The following is a 26,250-nucleotide window of genomic DNA, read 5'->3' as shown; positions in this document are numbered from 1 at the left end:
ACTTACCGACTGAATACGCTGGCAGTTGCGAGCCGCAGATCGTCAAGAAACGCCTGCATCGCCGCCGGGGTTCACCGGTAACCGACGGTGAGAGTTGTGGCCGTGTGGTGTGAGGCGGCCGATTCCGCAGAGGATCGGATGTGAACGCGTGTCGCGTCATGGTTGTGGTGGCTGGCTAGCAGGCGGCGGCGTACTTCACGCGCCAGCGGTGGGCGAACCGGGACCAGTCGAACAGGTCACCGGCGGCACGCTTGCGGTCACGCTCGTATTCGGCATCGGCCTGCGCCCGGCTGGTGTTCGCGTCACGGAACAATGCGCGTGCGGCCTCGATCCACTCGACCTTGCCGTCCGGTGTCCGGGCCGTGGGAGAGTCGCGGCGTAGCCGGGCGGTGTGGCCGAGGGCTTTTCCGAAAGCGCGCCGGACCCGGTGCTCACGCCTGAACACTTCGATCGCCGCGGAATAGCTCCGGCGTCGTGTCGGGTCACGCATCCACGCCAATTCGACCGTGGTGAAAATTTCTAGCTGAGCGTATTTCACTCCTTGATTCTTCTCAGGGAGTTCCATGATCGGAAGGATGGGTGTGCCATTGTCAGGTTGAGGGGGATCACACGGATTTGAATGGCGGATGGCGAGAATTCGGATAACCGCACAATGATGGTGCGTGGATTCCGGGAAGGCGATGATGGACAGAGGCCCCTCAGGCCCGTCCATCACCGCTTGCCGGGTGAGACTTCATGATTTCGGCTCACCGGCTGGTGATCTCGCCGGCGAGGCGGTCAACTACCGCGCCTTCACGACCCCCAGGGTGGTCGGGGTGACGTTCGGGAAGACCGAGCCGACGTTGGTGAGGCCGCAGCGCTTCTGCAGGATTTCGGCGATGACCGCGCGGTAGTCGGTGGTGACCTTCAGGTCTCCGTCGACCAGGGACCGGTCGCCCAGGCCGGGCCAGGTGCCGTGGACCTGGCCGCCGTTGATGGAGCCGCCCAGCATGAGCATCGCGTTGCCGTAGCCGTGGTCGAGGCCCGCTGAGCCGTTCTCGGCTACTCGGCGGCCGAATTCGGAGACCGTGACCAGGGTTACGCGCTTCATGGTGTCGGGGCCGAGGTCGGCAGCGAAGGCGGCGAGGGCGGCGGCCAGCTGGGTGAGGTTGTCGTACATCTTCTTGCCGGGGGCGGCTGTGCCCAGGTTTTCGTGCATGTCCCAGTCGCCGGAGTCGACGCAGGCCGACATGAGGCCCACGTCGGATTTGACCAGGCGGGCGACGTCGCGCAGGGCCTTGCCCAGCGGGGTCGTCGGGTACTGCGTCGAGGATGCGGGCTGGGCTGCGGTGGCGGTCTTCATGGTGCCGAGGGCGCTGGTCAGGCGGGTGGCGGTGTCGCCCATGATGCCGGGGACTCCCGCGTAGAGGCCGGTCATGGTGGCGGTCATCGGCTGGTATTTGGCCTCGCCCGCGAGGGTGAAGCCGTCGATCGAGCTCAGGTCCAGCTCGGGGCTGGGGCCGGCCATGACGCGGGCGGGCATGAAGCTGCCCACGGCCATGCCGTTCATCGGGGTGGTGGCGCCCAGGCCGCCGAGGACACGGTTCAGCCAGCCCGTACGCACGGACGTGCCGGGGGCTGCTCGTTCCAGTTCCTCCATCGCGGCGAAGTGGGAGCGGTTCGGGGTGGGCTGGCCGGCTGCGTGGATGGCGCCGAAGGTTCCGGCGTTCCAGAGGGGCAGCAACGGCTTGAGGGCAGGGTGGAGGCCGAAGCGGGGGTCGTCGCCGAGGAGCTGGGATCTGGGGACGGCGATGGTGGGGCGGGCGGCGTAGTAGTCGGCGTCGAAGGCGGGGACGATCGCGGAGAGGCCGTCGAAGCCGCCGCGCAGGGAGAGCAGGACGAAGACGTCGCCGGAGTACGGGCCGGCGGCGTACGCGAGCTGGGTGGAGATCTGGTCGGCGCCGAAGCCGATCAGCGCGCCGGCTGCGGCTGCGGTTCCCAAGAAGCGGCGGCGGCTGGTGGTGCAGCAGGACGCGTCGGTCATGGTCATCACCGGATTCCGAAGTAGGGAGAGTTCAGCAGGCAAGCGACGAGGTACGGGAACGCCCAGCCGACGGCGCTGTCCGTGGATTTCAGCGGGTCGGCCGGGGTCTTGCTGAAGTAGGCGGTGGCTGTCGCGCGGTGGGCGGTGGAGAGGTTCTGGCCGAAGAGGCGCTGGGCCAGGGTGTCGACCAGGGCGCCGTACGTTGCGGGTAGTGGGCCGATGAGCTCGGTGAACAGGCTGGCCGGGCGGGTGAGCTCGGTCGGCCAGTAGCCGGCGGCGAGGTTCAGGTGGGCGTTCCAGCGGGTCAGCAGGCCCGACGGGGAGGACCAGGCGGATTCCACGTCGGGGTATCCGTCGGGGGTGGCCCAGGCCATGGGGCCCTGGCCCGCGTTGCTCGCGTAGTAGTAGAGCGCTTCCATGCCCTTGGTGCCGGAGGCGTCGGGGGTCAGGGCGAGGGCCCGGACGGAGGCGACGAGGTCTTCGTACGGCGTGCGCGCCTTCTGGCCCCGGGAGGCGGCGAATTCCGTGGAGGTGAACAGCGCGCGGAGCACCGGCACGATCGCGGAGCCGTTGTCGAGATAGACCTTTGCGAGCCGGGTGACGAGCGTGTCGGGCGGCGTGTCGCTGACGAAGCGTACGCATAGTTTGGTCGCGATCCTGCGGGCTGTCGCCGGGTGCAGGGCGAGATAGTCGAGCAGCTGGAGCGACCCGGGTTCGCCGTCGGCGGTGGTCGCGTTGGGGTGCGAGAAGCCCATGATGCTGACGGGGCCGGTGGCGTGGGTGGTGGCGGCGTACTTGTAGTTGCCGGTGTTCCAGTCGACGGTGAGGCCGGTCAGCAGGCGGGCCGCGTTCTTGACGTCCGACTCGCTGTAGACCAGGCCGACGGTGTGGAGTTCGAGCAGCTCACGGCCGTAGTTCTCGTTCGGCGCCGTCTTCGTGGAGAAGCGGTTGTCGAGGTACGTCAGCATGGCGGGGTGTTTCGCGCTCGCCTTGAGCATGTCCGCGAACCGGCCGAACGCGTAGGCACGGATCACCGTACGGTCGTAGTCCGGGCGGCTGTCCCAGACGTCGCTCGACGGGCAGGTGACGTTGAGGTGGTTCGACCAGAAGTCGACCATCACCTCGAACAGCTGGCGCTCGCTCCAGATCGCCCGGCTCATCGCGGCGTACCCGGTCTGGTACATCGCGTCCCAGGCGTACTGCTTGAGGGTTCCCGCCTTGACCCGGGCCTTGAGGGTGTCGTTCGACGCCCCGGCGAGGGGGAAGCGGGTGGCGATGTCCGCGCCGCGGTCGTCCCGGATCGAGGCCGGGTCGAGCTGGCGGTCCAGCCACGCCGACCGCCCGATCCGGCGGATCTCCGCGACGGAGGCCGCGGTCAGCCCGTACGTGGCACGGCGCAGCAGGTGCAGGTCGGCGTCGGCCGGCACGAGCTCGATCGCCGCTGCGGCCGAGGCCGCCGACGATGACACCACGGCGGGTACGACGAGGGCGGCACCGACGGCGGCGGTGCCACCGACGACTCGGCGGCGGGTGATCCGGGATGTTGCGGGTGAGAGCGTCACGCCTCGATGTTCGGCACCACCCCGGGATCACTTCGGCGCTAAAACCCCACCGCAACCACGTGCACCCGAATCATCACATTGCATAGTCGGGAACCCAGGGGCGGGGGATCAGCTGGCGACGGCTCTCGGCGGGAGGAAGGACGGGTGTCATCGCCGTACGCCCCATGCCCCGGTAGCGCCACCCCGCCGCCGCCCAGGCCCCGCCGTCGAGGCAGTTCCGGCCGTCGATGACCCGGCGCTCCCGCACGAGGGCCCCGAGCCGCGCCGGGTCGGCGGTGCGGAACTCGGCCCATTCCGTGAGGACACAGGTCAGAACGGAGTCCTGGACCGCTTCGTCGAGCGATGCCGCGTACGACAGCTCGGGGTGGGCCGTTTTCGCATTGGCCATGCCCTCGGGGTCGTAGACGTGCACGTCCGCGCCGGCCCGGGACAACGAGACCGCGGCGGCGAGTGCCGGGGCGTCGCGGATGTCGTCGGAGTTCGGCTTGAACGTGGCCCCGAGCACCGCGATGCGCGCGCCCGCGAAGTCGGGACCGGCCGGGCCGGCGGGGCAGCCCAGTTCCTCGGCGGCCAGGCTGACCACGCGGGACCGGCGGCGCTGGTTGATCAGGTCCACCTCGTGCAGGAAACGCAGTGCCTCGCCGGCGCCGATCTCCTGGGCCCGGGCCTGGAACGCCCGGATGTCCTTCGGCAGGCAGCCCCCGCCGAACCCGATGCCCGCCTGCAGGAAACGGTGGCCGATGCGGGGGTCGTACCCGATGGCCTGGGAGAGCTGGGTGACGTCGGCGTCCGCCGCCTCGCAGACCTCGGCCATCGCGTTGATGAAGCTGATCTTGGTCGCGAGATAGGCGTTCGCGGCGACCTTGACCAGCTCGGCGGTGGCGTAGTCGGTGACGACCACGGGCACCTCGCGGTCCTCGGCCGCGGCGAGGTCGAAGAGGCCCTTGTGTGCGGAGTAGACCATCCGCGAGGCCCAGTCGCTGCGTACGCCGACCACGACCCGGCTGGGCCGGAGCACGTCCTCGACCGCGTAGCCCTCCTGCAGGAACTCCGGTGACCAGGCGACCTCCACCCCCAGCGCGGGGTCGCAGTGCCGGTGGACGATCCGCTCCACCCAGTCCGCGGTGCCGACCGGGACGGTGGACTTGCCGACGATCAGGGCCTTGCGGGTCAGGTACGGCGCGAGCCCGGTCACCGCGGCTTCGACGTAGCCGAGGTCGGCGCCGAGCCCGTCGTGGCGTTGCGGGGTGCCGACGCAGATGAAGTGCACATCCCCGAAGTCGGCGGCCTCCTGGTACGACGTGGTGAACCGCAGCCGCCCGGAGGCGAGGTTCTTGCGCAGCAGTTCGTCCAGCCCCGGCTCGTGGAACGGGACGGTCCCACCGGCCAGCGTCGCGATCTTGACGGCGTCGACGTCGAGCCCCAGCACCTCGTAGCCGAGTTCGGCGAAGCAGATCGCGTACGTCGCACCGAGGTATCCGGTGCCGAGGAACGTCAGGCGCGGGCGGGCGGCACCGGAGGGCGGCGCGATCGCGGTCACGGCCGGCATGGTGGATCCCGGCGGATAGGGGATGGTCACAGCACGCGCTCCATCATTCGGCGGAACCTGTCCCGGCTCTTCGGGAAGGGCGAGGTGGTCGACGAGAGGCGGTGCAGGTCCCCGTGCGCCGAGTCCGCGTCGAAGTAGAGGGCGAACGCCACCCCGTTACGCGGGTCCTGGATGAACTGGATCATGTTGGCGACGAACTCCGGGTTGTCGCCGCCGCCGCGTCCGTCGAGCCGCTTCGACAGGCCCCACTCCGGGATGACGAGTCGCTTGCCGTGCGCGGCGGCGAAATCGGACCAGAAGCGCAGGCCGCTCTTCCCGTTCAGTTTGTTGGACCAGACCGCGGCGGACCGGGCCTGCCGATCGGCCTCGCTGGCCCCCGCCGGCACGGGATAGGTGTTCGACGCCCACGACACGTCATAGACATCCACCCCGACAAAATTCACATACCCATCCCCTGGGTACGCCTCCTCGGCCGCGAACTGGTTCACGCCGCCCGCCGGGTTCCACAGGAACTGGAACTTCTGGCCCGGGATCGAGCGCATCGCGGTGACGATCCGGCGGAAGCAGTTGACGTAGTTCTGCTTGCGTCCGTGCGCCGCCCACGGGTACCACGAGCCGTCGAACTCCCAGCCCGGCCGCAGGATCGTGCGGGCCATCCCCCGGCCCATGAGGTTGCGTCCCAGCTCGACCCAGCGCAGGTCGAACGCGCCGGTCGCGCACTGCGACAGCCGCAGCTCCGACACCGCCGGCGCGTCCGCGGGCTGGTGCGGAAACATCGCCAGCGAATAGATGAGCCGCCGGCCCGAACGTTGCCACGGCTTCAGCATCCATTCCGGGCCGGTGATGCTCTCCCACGAGTCGCCGGCGGAGAAGTCGAGCGCGTAGGGCGCCGCCGTGAGCGAGAACTGCTGCCACGCGAGCAGGCCGTTCGCGCCCTTGGCGGCGGGACCGAGGTAGGCGCCGAACACAGCGTCGGACGAGGGCAGTGCCACCGCGGTCAGGCCACGCTTGTAAGGCAGGGCGGTCACGGCGTTGAACACCGCGACCCCGGCCACCACGACCGCCAGGGTCGCCGCGACGATGCGGACGGAGTACCGCTTGAGTCCGGTCACTCGGCGGGTCACGCGTTCGTACTTCACAGTTGATCCTTGCGATTGAGAACGAAGACCCGGACGTGTTCGAAGTTCTTGAATTCGGTGAGCGTGTAGGCCGAGGTCAGGAACGCCTGCGTGGTTTCGGGCAGGCCGATCATCGGGTCCATGTAGAACTCGGTGGCAGAGACCAGCCACAGCCGCCGGGTCTCGCCGACGCAGGTGACCGGTTCGGTGCACTCCTGCGCGCCGAACCCGCCGAGCTGCTGCGACGTCTTCAGGACCAGGACGTCCTTCGGCAGCTTCGCGTCACGCCCCTCGAAGCCGAAGGCACGGCGGCCGTTACGCCCGGTACCCGTGTAGACGACGCCGTCGCCGGGATGGGTCCGGGCGAGGACGGCTGCTGCGGCACCGCGGAAGTCGGGTTCGCCGAGCACCGGACTGCGCCGGGCCTCCTGCAGGGCGGGAAGCCCGACGTAGAAGACGCCGGCAACGACGGTCAGGGCGCTGAGCGAGAGGGCGATCGAGGTGCCCTCGCGGGTGAAGCGGATCAGGGCGTACCCGGCGGCGCCGGCCAGCAACGCCCAGGCCGGCAGGGTGAACAGCAGATAGCGGTGCAGGAAGAGGTGCAGGATCGGGAAGGTCAGGTAGCAGAACAGCGGCGGCGCGATCGCCCAGGTCAGCAACAGCAGGACCAGGCTCCGGTGCCGTTTCCACAGGAACGCGGCGGCGAGCACCGCGACGCCGGCCATCAGCAGCGCCACCTGCCATGACCCGAACACCTTGTCCGGCATGTTGGCGACCGCCGAGCCGTCCGCCCGGATCCACGCGATGGCACCCGACTGCTGCGAGCCCTTCGCCGCCAGCGGCAGCCCGCCGGTGATGCCGATGACCACGCCGGCGATCCAGCGCAGCTGACGGAAGTCGTCCTTCGCGCGGAACACCCGCCACATGTAGACGGCGTGCGCCAGCAGGATCGTCAGGGTCACGATGTGCACCATGGCGGCGCCGACGAGGACCAGGCCGTAGCCGATCCACCGCAGCCAGGACGGCCGGTCCACCGCCCGCAACAGCAGCAGCGTGGACAGTACGGCGAACGTGATCGCGAAGGCGTACGGGCGGGCCTCCTGGCCGTACCGCGTGACCGAGGGGATGCCGGCGAACAGCAGCCCGGCCACGGCGCCGGAGCCGGTGTCGAACATCCGCCGGCCCAGCAGCGCGACCAGGGCCGCCGCAGCCGCCATGAACAGCGCCGACGGGAGCCGCAGGGACAGCTCGGAGTCGCCGAACAGCGCGATCCAGCCGTGCATGAACAGGTAGTACGGCGCCACGACCGTGTCGACGTGCTGCAGGAGCCGGCCGAGGTCGCTGAAGGTGAGTGTCGAGGCGTACCAGGTCGCGTACTCGTCGTTCCACATCGCCCGGGAGCCGATCCCCAGCAGCGTCATCACCAGCGTCAGCAGCGCTGCCGGCACCGCGACGAGCACGGCCGACCATCGGGGCAGCCGGCCGCCGTCCAGGCTGTCGGTGGGAACGGCGGCGACGCTGCGCGGCTCGTCCACGTCCACGTCCAACGGCGGCGACAATACTTGGATTTCTGCCATCACTTCCTCCTACGTACGCGGGCGGCGAGGCCCGGCCTCAGCCGGCCAGCGATTTGCCGAGCAAGCCACCGAGCAGCGTCGAATAGGTGGCGGTGATGTGGCTCTTGTCGCGATAGACGACGGTGTTGCCGATGATCGCCGGGCAGACGGTCGCGGTGCAGAACCACGGGGTGGTCTCCACGACGCGCACACCGTTGCGTTTCGCCATCGTCCGGATGGCGCGCTGCCTGGTGACGCTCAACGCGTCGGCCGGCTTCAGGTTGCACAGGCGGATGCGCGCGGGATGCCCGGAGAGGCACTCGGGCACGTTGTCCTTCGGCACCGGCGTGTCCTGGATGATGACCGGGACGGCCCCGGACCGCTTGAGCTTCTTCGCGGTGCTGAGCCACGCGTTCGCCCAGGCGGTCTCCGGATCCCCGGTGGCCCCCAGCGGGTTGTCCGAGCGCTGGATCGTCGACATCACCACCATTTCCGGGCGGAGTTTCCCGATCCGGCGTAGCGCGTCCGCACGCCATTGCTCGCATTCGGCGTACGGCGTGCGGCTGTCGCCCTTCATGAACTCGGCCTCGGCCGGGGTGCAGCCCGCCTTGGTGTAGACGACAAGTCGCCAGTGGCGTGCCTGCGCGACGACGTTCAGCGCGTCGTACCAGTGCTGGGCGTGCGAGTCACCGAACAGCACCACCTGGGCCGTGCCCGCGGCGAACCCGCGTTTCTCGCAGCCGGCGCCGATGTTGTACGAGATCGACCGGACCTCGGACTCGGCGATGCAGTTGCCGTCGTTCGGGAAGTCGGACTCCGAGGCGGTGAGGGACGGCTCCAGGTTGGACGGCAGTTTCGTGGCAGCCGCGCTGGTGCGCACGAGCCGGACGAGCTGGTCCGCGGAAACGGTGCGTGACTTGAGCACGGTCGAGGTGACCGTCGCGGTCCGGACCCCCTTGACCACGGGCAGCGGCATCACCTGAGCGACCAGCGCGATGGTCACCGCGCCCGCGGTCAGCGAGAAGCCGAGCGCGAGACCGAGGCTCGGGCGTACCCGGAAGACCCGGTGGAAGCGGATCTGGTTCTCCACCGCCGCCAGCGACATCGACGCCGGCACCAGGGTCGCGACCATGAGCCCCAGCTTGGTCAGCACGTCCGGCTGGTGACCGAGCACGTACGGCGCGATGATCAGGACCGGCCAGTGCCACAGGTACCAGCTGTAGGAGAGCCGGCCCAGCTCCTGCATCGGCTTGAGACCGAGCAGCCGCTGCGCGCCCCAGGACGGATGCGCGCAGCCACCCGCGATCACCAGGCCGGCGGCGGCGACCGGTAGCAGCGCCGCATAGCCCGGGAACACGGTGTTGTCGGTGTACAGCAGCGCGGCCGCGGCGATCCCGGCCAGGCCCGCCCAGGTCAGGACCGCTGCGAAAGACTTCCAGAGCCGGACCAGTCCGTGTGCGCCCAGCGCGATGAGCGCCCCGACGCCGAGCTCCCACGCGCGGGTGTGGATGCCGAAGTAGGCCCAGGGCAGGTTCCGGGTCGACTGCCAGACGCACAGCGCGAGCGAGACCCCGCTGAGCAGCACCAGGCCCGTCACGACCGCCGCGACGCTCGGCTTGCCGCGGCGGGCCCACGCCAGCGAGAAGACGATCAGCAGCAGCGGCCAGACGAGGTAGAACTGCTCCTCCACCGCGAGCGACCAGAAGTGCTGCAACGGTGACGGCTCCCGCAGCGCACCCAGGTAGTCGGTGTTCTGGATGGCCAGCCGGTAGTTCAACGAGTACGTCGCCGAGGAGAGCGCGTCCTCCGCGATCGCCCGCAGGCTCAGCGGCGGCATCCAGTGCCAGGCTGCCGCGAGGGTGCCCAGCACCACGACGGTCGAGGCGGGCAGCAGCCGGGTCATCCGCCGGGAGTAGAACCGGCTCAGCGAGATGCGCCCGGTCGTCTCGAGCTCGCGGAACAGCAGGCCGGTGATCAGGAACCCGGAGATCACGAAGAAGATGTCGACGCCGACATAGCCGCCGCCGATCGCCCCGATGCCGGCGTGATAGCCGACGACCAGCAGGACGGCCACGGCCCGCAGGCCCTGGATGTCGGCCCGGAACCCGATGGCCCGCACGAGGGGCCGGGGCGACGGGCGTCGTCTGCGCCGCTTCGGTGCCGGGGCTTTCGCAGCCTCGGGCGGCTGCGCGGGGATGCTGACCGGGGCCTCGTAGGACTTCAGCTTGATCATGACAGCGCGGCCGCGGTCGTGGAGGCGTTACGCGAGCCGGGGATCGTCGGCAGCACGGTCGGGTGCGCAGGGCCGGCCGGGCGCCGCTCCGGTGTTGAACGATTGCCCATGAGCAGGGGGAAGACGAAGTACAGCATGGGGAGCGCGAACATGACCGTGGCCCAGAACAGCTCCGGCCCGAAACGCATGACCCCCATGACGATCCCCGTCCAGGTGAGGACCTGGGCCGAGATGAGCCAGACCCGCAGGACCCGCAGTACGCGTTTCGCCGTCGGGGTGCGCTTGGCGGCGCCGGTGGGCACCCACGCCGCTGTGCGCCCGCGGAGGAAGTCGAACAGCGCCAGCGCGTGGCAGAAACCGATCAGCATCTGGACGCGTACGACGATCGGGGACCACCGGTAGTCGGTGACCCGGGGCATCAGCGTCGACCACACGAAGATGGTCCCGATCAGCGGCACGTAGTTCATCGGCCGGATCTGGTCGGGGAAGAACCACAGCATCAGGATGCCCGGTACGGGACCGGCGAACGCCGCGATCGCCGTGGTGATGTAGTAGAGGAACCCGGTCCAGAAGCACAGTTTCTGCTTGATGGTCAGCGCGGACCGGTGGAAGGCGTTGTCCGCCAGCAGGCTCATGCTGCCGGTGCACCAGCGGTACTGCTGGTTCGCGAAGCCGTCGAAGTTGTCCGGGCACACCCCCTTGGCCAGGTTGACCGGGACGTAGCGGGTCCGGAAGCCGACCTTCGCCAGGTTCACTCCGGTGTGGACGTCCTCGCTGTGCCCGATCTGCGCGAATCCCCCGGCCTTCACCAGCGCCGTGCGGCGGTACATCGCGTTCGTGCCCACGCAGATCGCGGCGTCGACCGCGTCCCGGGCCGGCTGGATCCAGCGGTAGAACATCTCCTGGGTCGCGCCCGCCGCGCGTTGCAGCCAGTTGAAGTGGTCCTGCTGGATGTCGAAGAACTGGGGCGACTGCACGATCCCGATCCCCGGGTCGTCGAAGTAGGGCGCCAGTTCCCGGGTCATGTCGGGACGCGGTGCGAAGTCGGCGTCGAAGACGTGGATGAGGTCGCCGTCCGAGTTCTCGTATCCGTACCGCAGGTTGCCGGCCTTCTTCAGCTCTCCCCGGTTGGGCCGGCTGCGGTACTCGAAGCCGAAGTGATGGGCCAGGCCCTCCACCGATTCGCGGGCGGAGTCGTCGAGCACATAGACGGTGAGCCGGCCGGGCCAGTCGAGCTGGGCGACGTGGCGGTAGGTGTTCTCCAGGATGAAGAGCGGCTCACCGGCGGACGGCAGGAACACGTCCACGGACGGGTGCCCGGCCGGGGCGTAGGCGCGCACCTTCAGATCGTGCTGGACCCGGTTGCTGCGGCGGCGACGGGTGCTCGACAGCAGGCTGATGAAGACGGCGGCGATCTGCAGCGCGATGAGCTCATAGAGCAGGCTCGTCCACATCGAGTTGAGTGCCATGCGCATCATCCCGTACATCACGCCGACAAATGCGAGCAGGAAGACGACGAAGATCCATCGTCCCTGCCGGCCGTAGTAGAGGTACTTCTCCTCATCGGTCGGCGGAAGTGGCACATAGTCGACGGCGCCGGACGGCCCCGGCCCGAGGCGAGTTACGCCGCCGCGCTGAATCTCTGCAAGTGCCACCGAAGAGCCTTCCGGGGAGAACGACTGGGGCAAACCACCCAATTGCTTGCATATGGCCGGTATCGGGCGGAACGCTAGCGTCGAGGCGCGACAGGCCGCTAGCCACGTGCGGGTTCCACCGATCGGGTGGAAACAAAGCACCGTTTCGCAACCCCCGGCCGCAACCCGGCAAAGCAGCCGGGGCCACCGTGCCATTTAGCCGGCAATCGCGTAACCGCACCGCGCCAGAACGACCCTCGCAGACCCCGCACGGGCCTAAATGCGGAGACAGGGCAGCCATCAACGGTCCGGCGTGGCAATTGCACAGCCGAACTGGAAACGAAATCGAAACAGAATGCATTCGCGTGATGATCATCACACCGGCGCAACCGGAACCGCCGGGCATCGACTCATGATCGATGAATGCGGCAGCTTGTGACCCTATGCGGCGCTGGAACGCGATAGGACGCGAATATTGCTCGTGAATATTCCGGCTGGTGTCGTCACGGCCGGGTTTTGCGACGCGTTCGCCGCCGTTCACTCCTGCGGATTAAGCCGAAAGCACGGGACGGCGGGCCGGCGTCAATGACGTCGGCCGATTATTGGCTTTTACGCGACCGGCCCGCGGCCTCGCGAGTTTGCGAAGCCACGGGCCGGCGGTTATCCGCCGTCGGGGTTCGTCAGGCGGTCAGGTCGAACTCGCAGTCCTTGGCACCGGCGATGAACGCGTCCCACTCGGCGCGGGTGAAGGTCAGGGCCGGGCCGGCCGGGTTCTTGGAGTCGCGGACCGCGATTCCTTCGGGCAGGAGGTTGGTGGCCACCTCCACACAATTGCCCTCGGGTCCGCTGCGGGTGCTCTTCTTCCAGATCGCACGGGTGAGGTCCATGGGACCTTCTCCTTTCGTCAGGCGGCCTGCGCCGCCGCATTGATGAATCGGAGGGTTTCGGCCGGACTCAGCGCCTGCGCCACCAGGTGCCGGTAGATGCCGCTGTGGCGGATGAGGTCCGTTTCGGCCTCGAGAATGAGACCGCCGCCGATGGTTTCGGTGTAGATCAGAGCGGGGTCGTCGTTGGGAAACTCCATGACCATGAAGGAGCCCTGCATCCCCGGGTGCGCACCCGCGCTGTAGGGCAGAACCTGGATGGTGATGTTGGGGGACTCGCCGGCCCTGCCGAGGAAGAGCAGCTGCTCACGCATCACCTCAGCCGTGCCGATCGACCGCCGGACGGCGGGTTCGTCCATGACGACCCAGAGTTCGGTCCTCCTCTCTCTCAGCAGCGCGTTCTGGCGCTGCATCCGCACACGCACCCGCTGCTCGACCTCGTTGTCGCTCAGCGCCGGCAGCACGCCGTGGATGACGGCCCTCGCGTAGGCCTCGACCTGGAGCAGGCCCGGCACGTACAGGCATTCGAAATTCCGCAGGCGGTCGGCCTCCGATTCGAAGTTGATGTACGACTGGTAGCCCACCGACAGCCCCGGCCCGTAAGGCTGGAGCCAGTCGAGCTGCCCGGAGTCGCGGGTCAGCTCCAGAAGCCGCGCGCGGTCGCCTTTGTCAGCCACGCCGTAAAGGTTCAGCAAAGTGATGAGCGTCCGCTTCTGCGGACGCGCCCTGGCGCTTTCGAGACGGTAGAGGGTGGCCGTGTTGACACCGGTTTTCTCCTCGATCGTCTCGCGGGTCAGTCCGGACGCGGCGCGCAACTGCCGAAGCTCTGCGGCCAATCGGCGCAGACGAGCGGTCGGAGCCTGTTTGCGTTCCGGCAAGATGTTCGACCCCCCTCTTTCTCCCGGCGCGGTGCGCACCTTGCAGGTGCCTGCAGGACGTTTGCATCTTTTGCTTTTTAGGGGTTGACTCATGACTACCCTCTAGAGAGTATCGCTACCGACATCGATTTGCGCAAGACAGGAATCGGAAGGGGCGAGCGGTGCAGAGCGGTCACGAGCCGGTTCGACCGAAGTGGAATTGCCGGGAGTGCGGGCTCGAGTGGCCCTGCGAGCAGGCGAGACGCGAGCTCACTGCGGACTTCGCACGCTTCCCGACGTCATTCGCGATCTACATGGCGCACTGTTACAGCCAGGCGTTGCACGATTCGCCGACCCTGGAGGCGATGCCGCCGGACCTGTGGACCCGGTTCATGGGCTGGCTGCCGAGATCGTGAGCACCCGCTCACTCTTCCGGGCTCATCCGGTCGGACGCCGCTAGATGATCAAAACGCGGAATCGCCGAACGGAAACCCGATCTCCGCGGACCGGTGCGGCGCGTTTCTCTTCACGAGATACCGAACTCGCCGCCGCTGCCGCCTCCCTCCTGCCCCCGGGTGCGGCGCGCGGCGGGTCCGCCGTGGTGACCGGCGGGCTCGGGGTTCCCGCTGCCACTCCCCGGCAGCGGGAACCCCGCAGCACTGGTCTGGGGTTTGCGCTAGGAAGGTGCTGAACGGATGTCTTGCCTGGTGGATGGCGGTGTCTCGGGCGCTGTCGCCCGGGCGGGCATCGACGAGCGATGCAGCATGCCGCCGGCGATCCCCCTGCCGGGGTAGTCCGGCGGGCGCGGACCTCGGCCTTCACCCGGTCGTAATGCCGCACGGACGCCCGATCACGCCCACGCCCCCGGTCAGGGAATGTGGAGCTGTTCCCCTTTCGCCCTTCTCAGGAGGAAATCCGCGTGCGCATGCTCAGCAAGCGGTCGGCTGCCGCCGGCGTCACCGGACTCGTCGTGCTCGGGGCCGGTGGGGTGGCCTGGGCGGCCTGGCATATCACCGGCTCCGGGAACGCCGAGGCGAAGGCCGGTACCGGGGTGATGCTCACGATCACCGAGGCGGGGCTGGGCGGGGGCGGGCTGACGCCGGGGAATGCGAGCACCGTGCTGCTGACCGTGGAGAACAGCAACGCGTTTCCCGTACGCGTGACCGATATCGAACTGACCGGCCTGAACTCGCCCGCACGCGGCTGTGACGCCGCGGCCAATGTGGAAGTGCTCAACGCGGCGCCCCTGCCCGCCGGCGCCGACGCGGTGACAGTGCCGGCCGGTAGCGCGGAACGACCGGTCAGCACGCGGATCGCGTGGGACGGCCCGCTGCGGATGGTGACGGACCCCGCCGATGCGTGCCAGGGCGCGGCGTTCACCTTCAGCGTCCACCTCGACGCCGTGAGCGCGGCCTCGTGAGCGTCCTCGCCTCGCCCGCGCCGACCGACTGCAAACCGAAAAGGATGGGCATGCGCAAGCTCGACCGTCGCGGCAAGGTGATCCTCGGTATCGCCGCCGCCGCCGCTGTGCTCGCCAACGCGGGCGTCGCCTGGGCGTACTGGTCGCTGGAGGGAGCCGGCAGCGGCGTGGTCGTGGCCGGGTCGGCGGTGGCGCTCAAGCTGGAGGCGCACTCCGACGACAGCAGGCCGCTCTATCCGGGCGGGACGGCGAACCTGACGGTCACCGTGGCCAACCAGAACGACTTCCCGATCAGGATCACCGCGATCACTCCGGACCCGGCGGAGATCATGGCCGATACGGATCACCGGGAGAACGGGTGTCTGACGACGGGTGTCGTCGTTAGTGCAGACGTGCTCAATGTGTCGTGGCAGGTGCCGAAGAACACGATCGGTGTATTCACCGTGCCGAACGGGCTACGGATGACGAACGACTCCGACAGCGCCTGCCAGGGCGCGACCTTCACGATCCCGGTCCGGGCCGACGGCCAGAGCAGCGAATCCTGACGCCGTGCCCGCCCTGTATCGATGGCAGGTCCTGCTGGCCGGCACGGCTGCGGCCCTGACCGTGGGCAGCGGAGTCGCCGCGTACGCGAGCTGGCGCATCACGGCGACCTCCCCGACTTTCACGGTGCACGCCGTCCAACTCCCCCGGGTGCCGCGGCCACTCGCCGAGATGACCCGCACGGGGCTGCGCATCCGCTGGACACCGGTCGAACCCGCCTCCGGCTACGTCGTGACCCGGCACGCCGGACAAGGCAGCGAGGTCGCCTGTACCGTGGCGGCCGGGCAGCGTACCTGTGTAGATCTGCGGGCGCCGAAGGGATTTCCGGTCAGCTACACGGTCGCCGCGGCCTACGGCAGGCACTGGGTCGGCACACCGAGCGAGACGAGCGTCCCGGTGCCGCCGCCTCTTCCGGGGCGGGCAGCGTCGACTCCGGCCCCCGGCAGTGCGCCGCAATCACCACCGCCGCCCTCGGCACTCGCGATCGAGCCTCCTGCGACGACGCCGGTGCCCACCCCGCCGCCGAGCGGGCCCAGCGCTTCACCACCGGCACCTGCGCCGACGGAAACCGGTGGTGCCGGCACGATGTGAAACTGCGATCGCCGAAAGCGGGATTTGAATAACTTTTTGTCGAGTAGAAACTCCGTGAACAAACAGCCAATTCGCGAACGACGTGCGTTTGTCACAACCGCCGTCACGGATGGGTTATTTGTCGTGCGGCAAAACTTAGGATCAGAGGCATGACACCGTCCGGTTCCATCGCACTCCAGCTCGCGCTCTCCGTTGTCATGGTCATTTTCACGTCGTACGTCGCGGGCCGCGTGCATCAGTGGTACCGGCACGGTTTCGAGCGCGACGTCGCGTACCGCGAGGGCTACGACCAGGCCTCGCAGACGCTCTTCCAGCTGGCCGTGCGCACCCACCCGGCGCTGCCCACCGGCACCGAACCGGCGCTGCGGGGCCACCCGGCGCTGCCGCCCAGCCCGGAGGTGGAGAACCACGTCCGTTCGGTGGCCCCCACGCGGCACCGCAACGACCCGCCCACCGCCGCGGCGCGGGCCGGGTCGGCCGAGTTCGACCACATCCGCCTCATGCGGCAGTAGGCCTGGAACCAAGCACCACGGAAAGGTCCACTCCCCATGACCGTGCCCGGTAACAACCTCATCCAGGCCGTCTTCGCGCTCGCCTTCGTCATCGCCAGCGGATACGCGGCCGGTCGCATACACCAGTGGTACAAGCAGGGCCTCGATCGCGATCGCGCCTATCGCACCGGGTACGACCGGGCGTCGCACTCCATGTTCGACATGGCGATCCGGAAACGGCGGCAGAACCCCGGTGCCGCCCCGGCCCCCGCCGAGGACACGCCGGTGGCCGAACCGCCGGCCAAATCGCGGCGCTCGCACCTCGTCGGGCATGCGCGACGCCAGATCTTCGCCGATCCCGCGCAGGGCGGTAATGGCCGGCGCCGACGGCGGGCCAGGGATCAGGAGTGACGGTGTACTCCGGAGGAATTAGGCCGGAAAGGTAAACGCGCACGGTCGTTCGCGAGCCGATGGCGTACGTATCGCCGATCTCACTTGCCTGGGGTATCCGGCACGCTTGACGCATGCAGCGGGTGGTGATCAATGACGAATACGCGGATGTGGCACCGGCGGAACCCGAGCCCGCCGGGCCACGACGACGCCCGCTCAGCGGACGGACGCGAACCATTCTCATCGCCGCTTGCGCCGCCACCGTCATCGTGAACGCGTGCGCGGTCTGGGCGTACTGGAAAATAACCGACACCGGCTCTTTTGTCGAAATGACGCTTCGCGCGCAGTCGAGCCTCAATGTGCCACTGCGTCCTGGTACAACAGGCGACCTCATCGTGACCGTCACGAACGAGAACAATTTTCCCATTCGGCTGACCTCGCTCCGGTCGGGAAACGGCAGGACAGTGCCCGACGAGGAGAGCCGGAACCGCGGCTGCAGGGCCACCGGGGTGAGCCTGACCAGCAGATCCATGCCGGTGAACTGGGAGGTGGACCGCAACAACGCCGCGGCCTTCACCGTTCACGACGGTGTGCGAATGGCCGATGGCTCCGGGCAGAGATGCGTGAATGCGGTATTCATCATTCCCGTGCGGGTCGATGGAGAGATCGGCTGACATCGATCGGCATTCGGTAAACCATGACCTGCGACACGTCACCCCGACGAACTAATGGCGTGACCGTGCCCTGGCGTTTCGCGACGGCGGACATCTACCGTCGAAAGACCGGATCGCCAGAGGCAGGGAGGCATTCGTGGCACCCAGCACGATGGAAATGCTCGACAGGACCCGGCTCGACGAGGCTCACGACGCCCGCACCGACCCAGCCGCCCGGCAGCGTGCCATCGAGGCCTGGCTGCCCATGACCCGCCATCTGGCCCGCAGGTACGCCGGCCGCGGCGAACCCCTCGACGACCTCGTCCAGGTCGCGGTGGTCGGGCTGATCAAGGCCATGGACCGTTACGAACCCCAGCGCGGGGCCGAGTTCAGCGCGTTCGCCATCCCGACGATCATCGGCGAGATCAAGCGGCACTTCCGGGACCGGACCTGGTCGGTACGGGTACCACGCCGCCTGCAGGAGCTGAGGCAGGCGATCAGCGGCGCTACCAGCACGCTGACCCACACCCTCGGCCGCTCCCCGACGGTGGCGGACGTCGCCGAGCACCTCGGGGTCGGCGAGGAAGACGTGATCGAGGGGCTCGAAGGGGCCCGCGCCTACCGCGCGACCTCGCTCTCGACACCGGTGGGCGCCGGGGACACCACCGAGCTCAGCGACATGCTGGGCGCCGAGGACGAGGGGTTCGCGCTGGTCGAGGCACGGATGTCGCTCGGCCCGGCGCTGGCCGCCCTCGGCGAGCGCGAACGCACGATCCTGGTCCTGCGGTTCTTCGGCAACCTCACCCAGACGCAGATCGCCGAGCGGGTCGGCATCTCCCAGATGCACGTCTCGCGGCTGATCACCCGGTCACTCGAAGCGCTGCGAGCCCACCTCAGCGCGTAAGGTGTCGCGACGCGTGGCGGCCGGGTGCCGTTCGATCAGCGGGATCGGCGGCAGCGGTGGCAGGGGCGCGTGCGTCACCGTCTCGAACAGCCGGGTCCGGGCGCGCTCCAGGGCGATGTCGTTGAGGTCGTGATCGCGGGAAGCCTTCCCGATGCTCTCGGCCATCACCCGCGACGTCGCCTCCACGAACCGGCGGGCGTCGCGCAGGCCCTGCTCGTAACCGATGGTGGCCTCGTGCTCGTGACCGCGGGCGATGCGGGCCTCGGTGCGCTCGTACGCGTTCCCGTGCGACACCACCTTCAACCCGACCGCGGCACAGTCCAGGGCTACGAGCAGCAACGCGATCCCGACGTAGAAGACGCCGATCCCCCAGAAGTCGGTGCTCACGAGGTACCACATGGCCTTCGTACGGGCCCCGAACCCGGCGTCCGCGCGGATCGCGTTCGCGTTCGCCGTACGTTGCTCATTGATCTTGGCAGTGAGGTCCGTCTCCTCCGCCGTGCGGGCCGTGCGGGCCGCTTCCTGCGTCTTCTGCAGCGCCGCGGCCTGCTTGTCCAGCCGGGCGGCCTCGACGTCGAGCCCGCGGGAGCGTTCGACCAGCGTGTCGCAGAAACCGCCCGCCGGGCAGCCGGCCTTGCGGGACACGCCGTCGCCCTCGGAGTCGGCCAGCGCCTGCGCGTAGAGCTTGCGGGCGTCGGAGCGCTTCTCCGCGGCCCGCCTGTTGAGGGCCTGGACCGCGCCGTCCTCGGACTCGGACTGCTTCTTCAACTCCTGGAGGCGGGCGTCGTACGTGGCGATCGCACCGTTCTCCTCGATCTGGCTGATCTGCTGGTTGTGCACCTCGTTGAGCCGCGCGTCGATCTCGCCCTGATAGCGGGCCAGCATCAGCGGCTCGGTGATGATCACCGCGAAGAGCAGGGCCATGCAGACCCGGCCCGCGTAGAGGCCGAGCGTGGGGTGGCGCAGCAGGTCATCCGGGTCCGCGGACTCGAGACGGTTGTAGTTGATCGCGACCCGGCCGACGACCGCCCGGTCGTACGCGATGACACCGAACGCCACCAGCGGGCCGATCAGCCACTGCCACCACGGGTGGGTGTAGTTGGCGCTGGCGTCGACGAACGCGGCGCCGCCGGCTGTGGCGTACACGAAATAGAGCAGGATGAAGACCCCGATGGACCCGTAGAGCACCCGGTCGGAGTGCGTGGTCACGCTGTCCGGGTTCACGTTGGCGATCCGGAGCAACAAACGACGCATGAGGCGAGTCTTGCCCATCACAGCGTGGGACGCGGGGGAAACGACGGGATCGGGGTACACCCGAACCATGACTACAGAGATCCCCGCCATCACGCTGAATGACGGACGCACCATTCCCCAGCTCGGCTTTGGCGTCTTCCAGGTGCCGCCGGAGGACACCCGCGCCGCCGTGGAGACCGCGATCGAGGTCGGCTACCGGCACATCGACACGGCCGAGATGTACCGCAACGAGAAGGGCGTCGGCGAGGCGATCGCCGGCTCCGGGCTGCCGCGCGAGGACTTCTTCATCACCAGCAAGCTGAACAACGGCGATCACCTGCTCAACGACGCCCGGCTGGCCTTCGACGCCACGCTCAAGGAGCTGGGCACCGACTACGTGGACCTCTTCCTGATCCACTGGCCGCTGCCGACGCTCTACGGCGGTGACTTCGTGCAGACCTGGCGCGCGCTCGAGGAGTTCTACCACCAGGGGCGGGCCCGCTCGATCGGCGTCTCCAACTTCACGCCGCACCACCTGCGCCGGCTGCGCGCCGAGACCGAGGTCCGGCCGGCGGTGAACCAGGTCGAGATCCACCCGTACCTCACGAACGAGGAGATCCGCTCCTACGACCTGGAGAACGAGATCGCGACCGAGGCGTGGTCACCGATCGCGCAGGGCGCGGTGCTCGGCGACCCGGTGATCACCGAGATCGCCGAGCGGGCCGGGAAGACCCCGGCTCAGGTGGTGCTTCGCTGGCACATCCAGCGCGGCGACATCGTCTTCCCGAAGTCCAAGACACCTGAGCGCGTACGCGAGAATTTCGCGATCTTCGACTTCGAGCTCTCCGGCGGCGACGTGGCCTCGATCAGCGCGCTCGACCGTGGCGAGAAGGGGCGCACCGGCGCGCACCCGGAGACGATGGCCTGGGTCCCCGCTAAGTGACCTTCAGTGAGTGCGGCTCGGTGATCGTCACCCGGACGGTCACCGAGGCGTGCACCGTCTGCGGCTGAGGGTCGACCTCCAGCTCCGGTTCGGCCATGTCGCCCTTGAACGCCATCGCGCGCATCATGCCGCCACCCCCGCCGCCGGTCCCCTCGTCGCCGATCTCCACGAGCCGGTCGACCTGGGCTCCGACTGCCTCGGCGTACTCGTGGGCGCGGCTGAGCGCGTCGGCGATCGCGGCCCTGCGCACCTCGGCGCCGGCCTTGCTGCCCGGACGCAGCTGCCACCACGGCCCGGAGATCGACGTCAGGTCCTGATTCGCCAGGCGCAGCAGCATGTCCCCCAGGCTGGCGAAGTCGGTCACGGTCACCGTGACGCTGATACTCCCTGCGTACGCCGAGACGCGCTCGCCGCCCTTCTTCAGCTCGGGCCGGATCTGCACCCCGCCGGTCTCGCGGCGCTCGATGGCGTCCGGGTAGTCGTCGAGCGCGGAACGGAGCTCGGCGGCCCGTTCGGCGAGCCGGGTGATCGCGACCTCGCGGTCCTTGTCGCGTGCGGACACGGTGACGGAGAAGAGCGCGATCTCGGGGGGAACCTCGCGCACTGCCTCGCCGCGGACGACGACCATCGGTTGCTCAGCCATTCCCTGACGCTACCCACCCCAGCGCGATCCGCACCCCGGGGCTGCTCGCCGATCCGTGCAGGACGACGGCATCCAGGTGGGAGGCATCGGGGACGTCGAAGACGAGCGTTCCGCGTACGCGCCGGCCCGGCTCGATGGTCTCCAGCAGCGACCGGTTGCGGTCGTCGGCATAGAGTCCCGCCGCCCCGTCCGCCAGGAATGTGGCACCCGCGGCGTCGAACGCTTTCTGCCCGGTCGCGTCGAATATCCGCGCGGCGGTCCCGGAATTGAGGATCGAGAGCTCCACGAAACAGAATTCGCCGCGGGCGCGCTGACCCAGGTCCGCGGTGCCGACCTGATCGATTCCGCAATGCGCACCCCGCACGACGAAACGCAGGTCGCCGTCGTCCACAGCCTCGTTGAGCTGGGCGGGCACCGGATGAATAGTGGTCAGCAGCTCGGCGCCCGTGCGGATCAGGCCGATCAGCGCGGTGCCCATCAGCAGCGACAACAGGAGCAGTCCCCACCCGATCCAGAGCTTCACGTGGGGATCAACTGCGCGGCTATTGATCGGGAAATGCCACAAAAGGGACTTATTATCGACATTGTCCATCGGCCATACCGCGGAACTGCTCCGGACCGTTATCTACCTGAATCCGTCAATCCCGGCGCGTTATCAGATGGAGGTCACCGTGGGCGAGAACCAGGCGGCGGAACGACTCAAGATCATCATGCAGGGCCGTTCCCCGGACAGCGCGACGACGGAACAGCCGGTGGTCATGCCGCCGAACCAGGCACTGCAGGTCCTCACCCTGGCCCAGCGCACGGCCGAGGAACACATCGGCATCGCCAACCGGCAGGCGGACAAGATCCGCACCGACGCGCAGGCCACCGCGGAGAAGATCGGCGAGGACGCCCAGGAGCATTCCCGCAACGTACGCGGCCAGGCCGAGAAGGTGCTCGCCGACGCCCGCAAGGCCGCCGAGAAGACGACCCGCGAGGCACGTGAGAAGACCGAGGAGGCCCGCCGCACCGCCGACAAGATCGTGGCGGAGGCGCGAGCGCAGGCCCGGACCATCACCGGGGACGCCCGTGACCAGGCCGGCCAGCTCAAGGCCCAGGCCCAGCAGCGGTACGACGACGTGGTGGGCAGCCTCGGCACCAAGCGCGAGGCGTTGCAGACGCAGATCGAGAGCCTCGAGGTCTTCGATCGCGAATACCGGACGCGGCTGGCATCGTTCATGCAGACGCAGTTGCGGGCACTGTGGGTGGACGAGCCCTCGGTGGGCGAGCACGCGCTGGTGGAGGTCCAGTCCGGCGGGCCGCTCAAGGACTGACGCAATCGGTGACGGGGGTGGCGCTTCCCCAGCGCCACCCCCGTTTTGTGTTCCCTTATCCGATGGTCACCCAGACGTCGTCGAGAGCACCCTGGAACTGGTCGGCATTCTCGGCCAGTCCCTTACCGCCGAGCACCAGCGGCGCGGCGTTGGTCACCGACAGGGTCGCGGGGACCTCGATCGACTTCTGCACCACGTCGTCGACCACGATGCTCAGCGCGGTTTCCGTACGACGGCATTCCAGGCTGTGCCACTCCCCGTCCGCGACCGAGATACTGCTCTGCGCGAGGTAGATCCTGGAGCTCTGCGCATCGGTCAGCGCGCAGCTCGGGCGGCCCGGCTTCTTGTCGATCTGCAGCTTGTATTGGCCGCCGGTCGACGAATAGCCCTTCTGCAGCACGTTCTGGCCGTCGCTGGTGTGGTCCGACGACAGCTGCACCGACGCACCGAACCGCACCGGCTTGTTCGCCGGGTTCAGCTTCGCGGTGCCCGGGGTCTGCAACACGAGCCGGGGACAGCCGACGCCGTCGCACGGGTCCGGGAAGATGATCGCCTGGCCGGTACCGTGCGGTGCCGTACGCAGGACGCCGCCCTTGCTCGTCGAGGTCCGCAGCACGTGCCCGTTGCCGGAACCGTCGTCGAAGACCCCGTCCTGCACGGTCGAATCGAAGTTGTAGGAGACCACCGGCACCGGACCCGCGGGAACCGGCGGCGAGGACGGCGTAACCGCCGCCGCCTTGAACAACGCGAACCGCTTCTGCGTCTGGCCGCCGATCGTGGTGAACGCACCACCCGTCGACACCTGACCCAGTGCCGGGTTCGCGGCCAGCGACCACACACCCGCGACACCGTTCGCCTGCGGCGCCCACGGCAACAGGCTGCCCACCGAGTCGACAGCCGCGAGCTTGATCCGCGACACAGAACCGTCGGTGCACGTGCCCTGCGCGCCGTTCGAGGTGGTGGTGCACGCCTTGTCGAAGTGCCCGCCCACGTACGTCACGCCGTCCAGCACCGTGATCGCCTGGGCGTCGCCGTCGAAGACCCGGGTCCAGCGGGTGGCACCGGCCGGCGTGTAGGCGATCGCCCGGCCGCCCTGGCCGCCGAGGGCCGCGTACACGCCCTGCGCGTCGACGGCGAGTGCGAAGACCTGCGACACCGGCTTCGGAGCGAATGTCTTGTCCAGTTTGCCGTCGGTGGCGTTCACAGCGGTCAGCCGCAACGTCGTACTCGCGCCGTTCGTCTTGTGGAAACTCCCGCCGAGATAGACCCGCGTCCCGGCGACGGCCAGCGCGTTGACCGGCGCATCGGTGGTGGGCGCCCACTTCGCGAGTGCCCCGGACGACAGCGTGAAGGCCGCCAGGTTCGTACGCACGGCACTGTCCACCCCGGTGATGCGGCCACCCAGGTAGAGGAGTCCGTTCCCGACGGCGAGCGTCCGCGGCTCCCCGGTGAGGCTGTGCTTGAAGGCGCCCACCGCGCCCGTGGTGGCGTCCAGCTTGACCAGCGAGTCCCGCGTCACGCCACCCACGGCGGCGAAGTCACCGGCCGCGTAGACCGAGGTCCCGTCGACTGCCAGCGCCTTCACGGCTGCGTCCGCCCCGGGATTCCAGTCGAGCAGTGCACCCGTGGACGCGTCGAAGGCTGCGAGCCGGCTCCGCGCGACGCTCTTGCCGGCCACGATCGCCTTGGTGAACGCCCCTCCGACGTAGACGGTGCTACCCCGGTAGGCGACTGTGTAGACCGCGCCGTCGAACGAGGGGGCGGCGGCGGGAGCGCTGTTGACAACCCCCGCGATGGCGACCCCCGCGGCGCCGATCATCGCGGCACTGACGACGGCCATGAGGCCCGTACGCCATGCCGATGTCCGACCTTTCCGAATTTTCAGCATGGAATGTCACGCTAAGCGCTTTTGGGGCCGACGTGGCACTCCACCGCTCAGCAGGTCGGCTGGGCCTTGCCGGCACGTTCTGCGGCCGCGACTCATCCGTTGGCGGACGGTCATCGGGTGCACAGCTTTTCTTTGAGGATTCGGCCTTAGCCTTATTTATACACTAAGCGAATTATGTCGCTTTTGGCGGCCAGTTTCCCAGCGCGGCGCTCGCTATCTGCTCGAGCTCGTCGCGGGTTGCGCCGCCGGACGCCTGGACAGCGATGCCGTTCGCCACGGTCATGATGTAGCGGCCGAGCAGCGCCGGATCCGCCTCCGGGGGCAGGTCACCGTCGTCGACGGCCCGCTGGAACCGGTCGCGGAGGTAGGCCTGACCCTCGTGGCGCCAGTCGGCCAGGATGTCGCGGGCGATCCGGCTGGAATCCCCGGCGGTCAGCGCGCCCTGCACACCCAGGCAACCGGCGGGGCAGTCGGGCTGGGTGCTGGCCTGGACCGAGCCGGCGAGGAAGGCCGTCGCCACCTCGCGGGCGGTCGGTTCTGCCAGTGCCTTGGCGACGTAGGCGGCCGGGCCTTCGGCGTAACGTACGAGGGCCTTGCGGAACAGGTCCTCCTTGTTGCCGAAAGCGGCGTACATGCTCGTCTTCGTGATGCCCATGGCGGCGGTCAGGTCGGTCAGGCTGACGCCGTCGTAGCCCTGCTCCCAGAAGACGACCATGGCCCGCTCCAGCGCCTTGTCGGCGTCGAACCCGCGCGGCCGACCGATCGGCGCCTTCCGGATGGCTTCCATGCTCGCCATCGTACCCCTTCTGTACCGCACGGACCGGAAGTGCTAGCGTTCTGTTCCGTTCGGACCGGAACTAAACTGTGGGGAGATCGATCCGTGAAGAGGCTCGAGGGCAAGGTCGCAGTCATCACCGGGGGCGGCACGCGGGGAATCGGCCGGGCCACCGCGGCGCGGCTGGTCGCCGAAGGCGCGCGCGTCTTCATCACCGGGCGGCGTAAGGCCGAACTGGACGAGGCCGTCGAGGTCATCGGCGCCGGAGTCACCGCGAGGGCCGGAGACACCAGCGCCGGGGCTACTGCGAGGGCCGGAGACAACAGCGCCGGGGCTAGTGCGAGGGCCGGGGACAGCGGCGCCGGGGTTACTGCGGTGGCTGGCGACATCACCGATCCGGCTGACCTTGACCGGCTCTATGACACGGTCCGCGCCTACGGACGAGGGTTGGACGTGCTGTTCGCGAACGCGGCCACCGCCTCGTTCGCGACGGTCGAGCAGATCACCGCCGAGGACTACGATCGCGTCTTCGACGTCAACGTCAAGGGCACACTGTTCACCGTGCAGAAGGCGTTGCCGCTGCTCAACGATGGTGCCTCGGTGATCCTGAACGCGTCCACCGCCGCCGAGAACGGCACGGCGGGCTTCGGGGCCTACTCGGCGTCCAAGGCTGCCATCCGGTCCTTCGCCCGGACCTGGGCCCACGAACTCACCGGCCGGGGCATCCGGGTCAACGCCATCTCACCGGGGCCGATCGACACCTCCGGCATCACCGAGCTCGTCGGCGAGGACAACGCCGACGCCTTCAAGGCCGGCGAGGCAGCCCGGATCGCCATCGGCCGGATGGGCCGCCCCGACGAGGTCGCCGCCGCCGTGGCCTTCCTCGCCTCCGCCGACAGCAGTTTCATGCTCGGCGCCAACCTGCACGTCGACGGCGGCGAGAACCAGATCTGAGCCTTTACCGCAGGCCGTTCTCCGGCCCCATCAGGCCGTCCGGCGGCTCCCGCCAGGCCGCTCTCCGGCTCCCGCCAGGCCGCTCTCCGG

At 68.8% G+C, this 26,250-nt stretch carries 24 protein-coding genes and 1 pseudogene; 10 read left to right on the top strand and 15 right to left on the bottom strand.

Annotated elements, in window-relative coordinates:
- Positions 1 to 175 precede the first annotated feature (175 nt).
- From Ahu01nite_RS21955 to Ahu01nite_RS21910, 10 genes and pseudogenes are all read right to left on the bottom strand, one after another.
- A complete protein-coding gene (locus Ahu01nite_RS21955) occupies positions 176 to 538 on the bottom strand; it encodes a hypothetical protein (protein WP_203838460.1) in 363 nt (120 codons plus the stop codon).
- A 243-nt stretch (positions 539 to 781) separates the two neighbouring features.
- Positions 782 to 2,023, bottom strand: coding sequence for a DUF1501 domain-containing protein (locus Ahu01nite_RS21950; protein WP_203838459.1), 1,242 nt, complete (start codon positions 2,021 to 2,023; stop codon positions 782 to 784).
- Between the two features lie 5 nt (positions 2,024 to 2,028).
- Entirely contained in the window at positions 2,029 to 3,585 is a 1,557-nt protein-coding gene (locus tag Ahu01nite_RS21945; protein WP_239159037.1) for a DUF1800 domain-containing protein, read from the bottom strand.
- A gap of 157 nt (positions 3,586 to 3,742) precedes the next feature.
- Positions 3,743 to 5,164, bottom strand: a pseudogene (locus Ahu01nite_RS21940) (UDP-glucose dehydrogenase family protein); the annotation flags it as partial.
- Positions 5,161 to 6,273, bottom strand: a complete 1,113-nt coding sequence (locus Ahu01nite_RS21935) for a glycoside hydrolase family 26 protein (RefSeq protein ID WP_203838457.1) — start codon at positions 6,271 to 6,273, stop codon at positions 5,161 to 5,163. The pseudogene Ahu01nite_RS21940 and the gene Ahu01nite_RS21935, both read right to left, overlap by 4 nt.
- Positions 6,270 to 7,829: a glycosyltransferase family 39 protein gene (locus tag Ahu01nite_RS21930; RefSeq protein WP_203838456.1), complete on the bottom strand. Its 1,560-nt coding sequence runs from the start codon at positions 7,827 to 7,829 to the stop codon at positions 6,270 to 6,272. The genes Ahu01nite_RS21935 and Ahu01nite_RS21930 overlap by 4 nt, the downstream gene beginning before the upstream one ends.
- Positions 7,830 to 7,866: 37 nt before the next feature.
- Complete coding sequence (locus Ahu01nite_RS21925; protein ID WP_203838455.1) at positions 7,867 to 10,041, bottom strand: acyltransferase family protein; 2,175 nt, start codon at positions 10,039 to 10,041, stop codon at positions 7,867 to 7,869.
- Complete coding sequence (locus tag Ahu01nite_RS21920; protein ID WP_203838454.1) at positions 10,038 to 11,696, bottom strand: glycosyltransferase family 2 protein; 1,659 nt, start codon at positions 11,694 to 11,696, stop codon at positions 10,038 to 10,040. Before Ahu01nite_RS21920 ends, Ahu01nite_RS21925 begins: the two co-directional genes overlap by 4 nt.
- A 659-nt stretch (positions 11,697 to 12,355) precedes the next feature.
- Positions 12,356 to 12,562 carry a DUF397 domain-containing protein gene (locus Ahu01nite_RS21915; protein WP_203838453.1) on the bottom strand — a complete coding sequence of 69 codons (207 nt, stop codon included), beginning with the start codon at positions 12,560 to 12,562 and terminating at the stop codon, positions 12,356 to 12,358.
- Between the two features lie 17 nt (positions 12,563 to 12,579).
- Entirely contained in the window at positions 12,580 to 13,437 is an 858-nt protein-coding gene (locus tag Ahu01nite_RS21910) for a helix-turn-helix domain-containing protein (RefSeq protein ID WP_203838452.1), read from the bottom strand.
- A gap of 898 nt (positions 13,438 to 14,335) precedes the next feature.
- Here Ahu01nite_RS21910 and Ahu01nite_RS21905 point away from each other — a divergent pair.
- The 7 genes from Ahu01nite_RS21905 to Ahu01nite_RS21875 all read left to right on the top strand — a co-directional run bounded on the left by Ahu01nite_RS21905 (position 14,336) and on the right by Ahu01nite_RS21875 (position 18,408).
- A complete protein-coding gene (locus tag Ahu01nite_RS21905; RefSeq protein WP_203838451.1) occupies positions 14,336 to 14,836 on the top strand; it encodes a hypothetical protein in 501 nt (166 codons plus the stop codon).
- A 50-nt stretch (positions 14,837 to 14,886) separates the two neighbouring features.
- Positions 14,887 to 15,381, top strand: coding sequence for a COG1361 family protein (locus Ahu01nite_RS21900; protein WP_203838450.1), 495 nt, complete (start codon positions 14,887 to 14,889; stop codon positions 15,379 to 15,381).
- A 4-nt stretch (positions 15,382 to 15,385) separates the two neighbouring features.
- A complete protein-coding gene (locus Ahu01nite_RS21895; protein ID WP_203838449.1) occupies positions 15,386 to 15,970 on the top strand; it encodes a hypothetical protein in 585 nt (194 codons plus the stop codon).
- Between the two features lie 149 nt (positions 15,971 to 16,119).
- Positions 16,120 to 16,482, top strand: a complete 363-nt coding sequence (locus Ahu01nite_RS21890; protein WP_203838448.1) for a hypothetical protein — start codon at positions 16,120 to 16,122, stop codon at positions 16,480 to 16,482.
- 36 nt (positions 16,483 to 16,518) lie between these two features.
- On the top strand, positions 16,519 to 16,872 hold the full coding sequence (locus Ahu01nite_RS21885; protein ID WP_203838447.1) for a hypothetical protein: 354 nt from the start codon (positions 16,519 to 16,521) through the stop codon (positions 16,870 to 16,872).
- 113 nt (positions 16,873 to 16,985) lie between these two features.
- Positions 16,986 to 17,525, top strand: coding sequence for a hypothetical protein (locus Ahu01nite_RS21880; protein ID WP_203838446.1), 540 nt, complete (start codon positions 16,986 to 16,988; stop codon positions 17,523 to 17,525).
- Between the two features lie 157 nt (positions 17,526 to 17,682).
- Positions 17,683 to 18,408 carry an RNA polymerase sigma factor SigF gene (locus tag Ahu01nite_RS21875; protein WP_239159040.1) on the top strand — a complete coding sequence of 242 codons (726 nt, stop codon included), beginning with the start codon at positions 17,683 to 17,685 and terminating at the stop codon, positions 18,406 to 18,408.
- Here the strand turns inward: Ahu01nite_RS21875 and Ahu01nite_RS21870 are convergent.
- Complete coding sequence (locus tag Ahu01nite_RS21870; RefSeq protein ID WP_203838445.1) at positions 18,373 to 19,662, bottom strand: DUF4407 domain-containing protein; 1,290 nt, start codon at positions 19,660 to 19,662, stop codon at positions 18,373 to 18,375. The genes Ahu01nite_RS21875 and Ahu01nite_RS21870 overlap by 36 nt on opposite strands.
- 67 nt (positions 19,663 to 19,729) lie before the next feature.
- Between Ahu01nite_RS21870 and Ahu01nite_RS21865 the strand changes: the two genes are divergently transcribed.
- Complete coding sequence (locus Ahu01nite_RS21865) at positions 19,730 to 20,584, top strand: aldo/keto reductase (protein ID WP_203838444.1); 855 nt, start codon at positions 19,730 to 19,732, stop codon at positions 20,582 to 20,584.
- On the opposite strand, the gene Ahu01nite_RS21860 is transcribed toward Ahu01nite_RS21865, so the two are convergent.
- Both Ahu01nite_RS21860 and Ahu01nite_RS21855 read right to left on the bottom strand, forming a co-directional pair.
- Entirely contained in the window at positions 20,577 to 21,227 is a 651-nt protein-coding gene (locus tag Ahu01nite_RS21860; protein WP_203838443.1) for an SIMPL domain-containing protein, read from the bottom strand. The genes Ahu01nite_RS21865 and Ahu01nite_RS21860 overlap by 8 nt on opposite strands.
- Positions 21,220 to 21,750 (bottom strand): DUF4352 domain-containing protein, encoded by a 531-nt coding sequence (locus Ahu01nite_RS21855; protein WP_203838442.1) that lies wholly within the window; start codon positions 21,748 to 21,750, stop codon positions 21,220 to 21,222. Before Ahu01nite_RS21855 ends, Ahu01nite_RS21860 begins: the two co-directional genes overlap by 8 nt.
- Before the next feature lie 148 nt (positions 21,751 to 21,898).
- Between Ahu01nite_RS21855 and Ahu01nite_RS21850 the strand changes: the two genes are divergently transcribed.
- Entirely contained in the window at positions 21,899 to 22,543 is a 645-nt protein-coding gene (locus tag Ahu01nite_RS21850) for a hypothetical protein (RefSeq protein ID WP_203838441.1), read from the top strand.
- A gap of 55 nt (positions 22,544 to 22,598) precedes the next feature.
- On the opposite strand, the gene Ahu01nite_RS21845 is transcribed toward Ahu01nite_RS21850, so the two are convergent.
- The gene (locus tag Ahu01nite_RS21845) at positions 22,599 to 24,431 is read right to left on the bottom strand and encodes a LamG domain-containing protein (protein ID WP_203838440.1); all 1,833 of its coding nucleotides are present in this window, start codon (positions 24,429 to 24,431) and stop codon (positions 22,599 to 22,601) included.
- Between the two features lie 172 nt (positions 24,432 to 24,603).
- Positions 24,604 to 25,218: a TetR/AcrR family transcriptional regulator gene (locus tag Ahu01nite_RS21840; RefSeq protein WP_203838439.1), complete on the bottom strand. Its 615-nt coding sequence runs from the start codon at positions 25,216 to 25,218 to the stop codon at positions 24,604 to 24,606.
- A gap of 93 nt (positions 25,219 to 25,311) precedes the next feature.
- On the opposite strand from Ahu01nite_RS21840, the gene Ahu01nite_RS21835 reads away from it, so the two are divergent.
- Entirely contained in the window at positions 25,312 to 26,160 is an 849-nt protein-coding gene (locus tag Ahu01nite_RS21835; protein ID WP_203838438.1) for an SDR family NAD(P)-dependent oxidoreductase, read from the top strand.
- Positions 26,161 to 26,250 lie beyond the last annotated feature (90 nt).

The sequence above is a fragment of the Winogradskya humida genome, assembly GCF_016862215.1.
Classification (GTDB): domain Bacteria; phylum Actinomycetota; class Actinomycetes; order Mycobacteriales; family Micromonosporaceae; genus Actinoplanes; species Actinoplanes humidus.
Note: the sequence above shows the minus strand (reverse complement) of the source record. Positions and strands in the feature narration are given on the sequence as shown.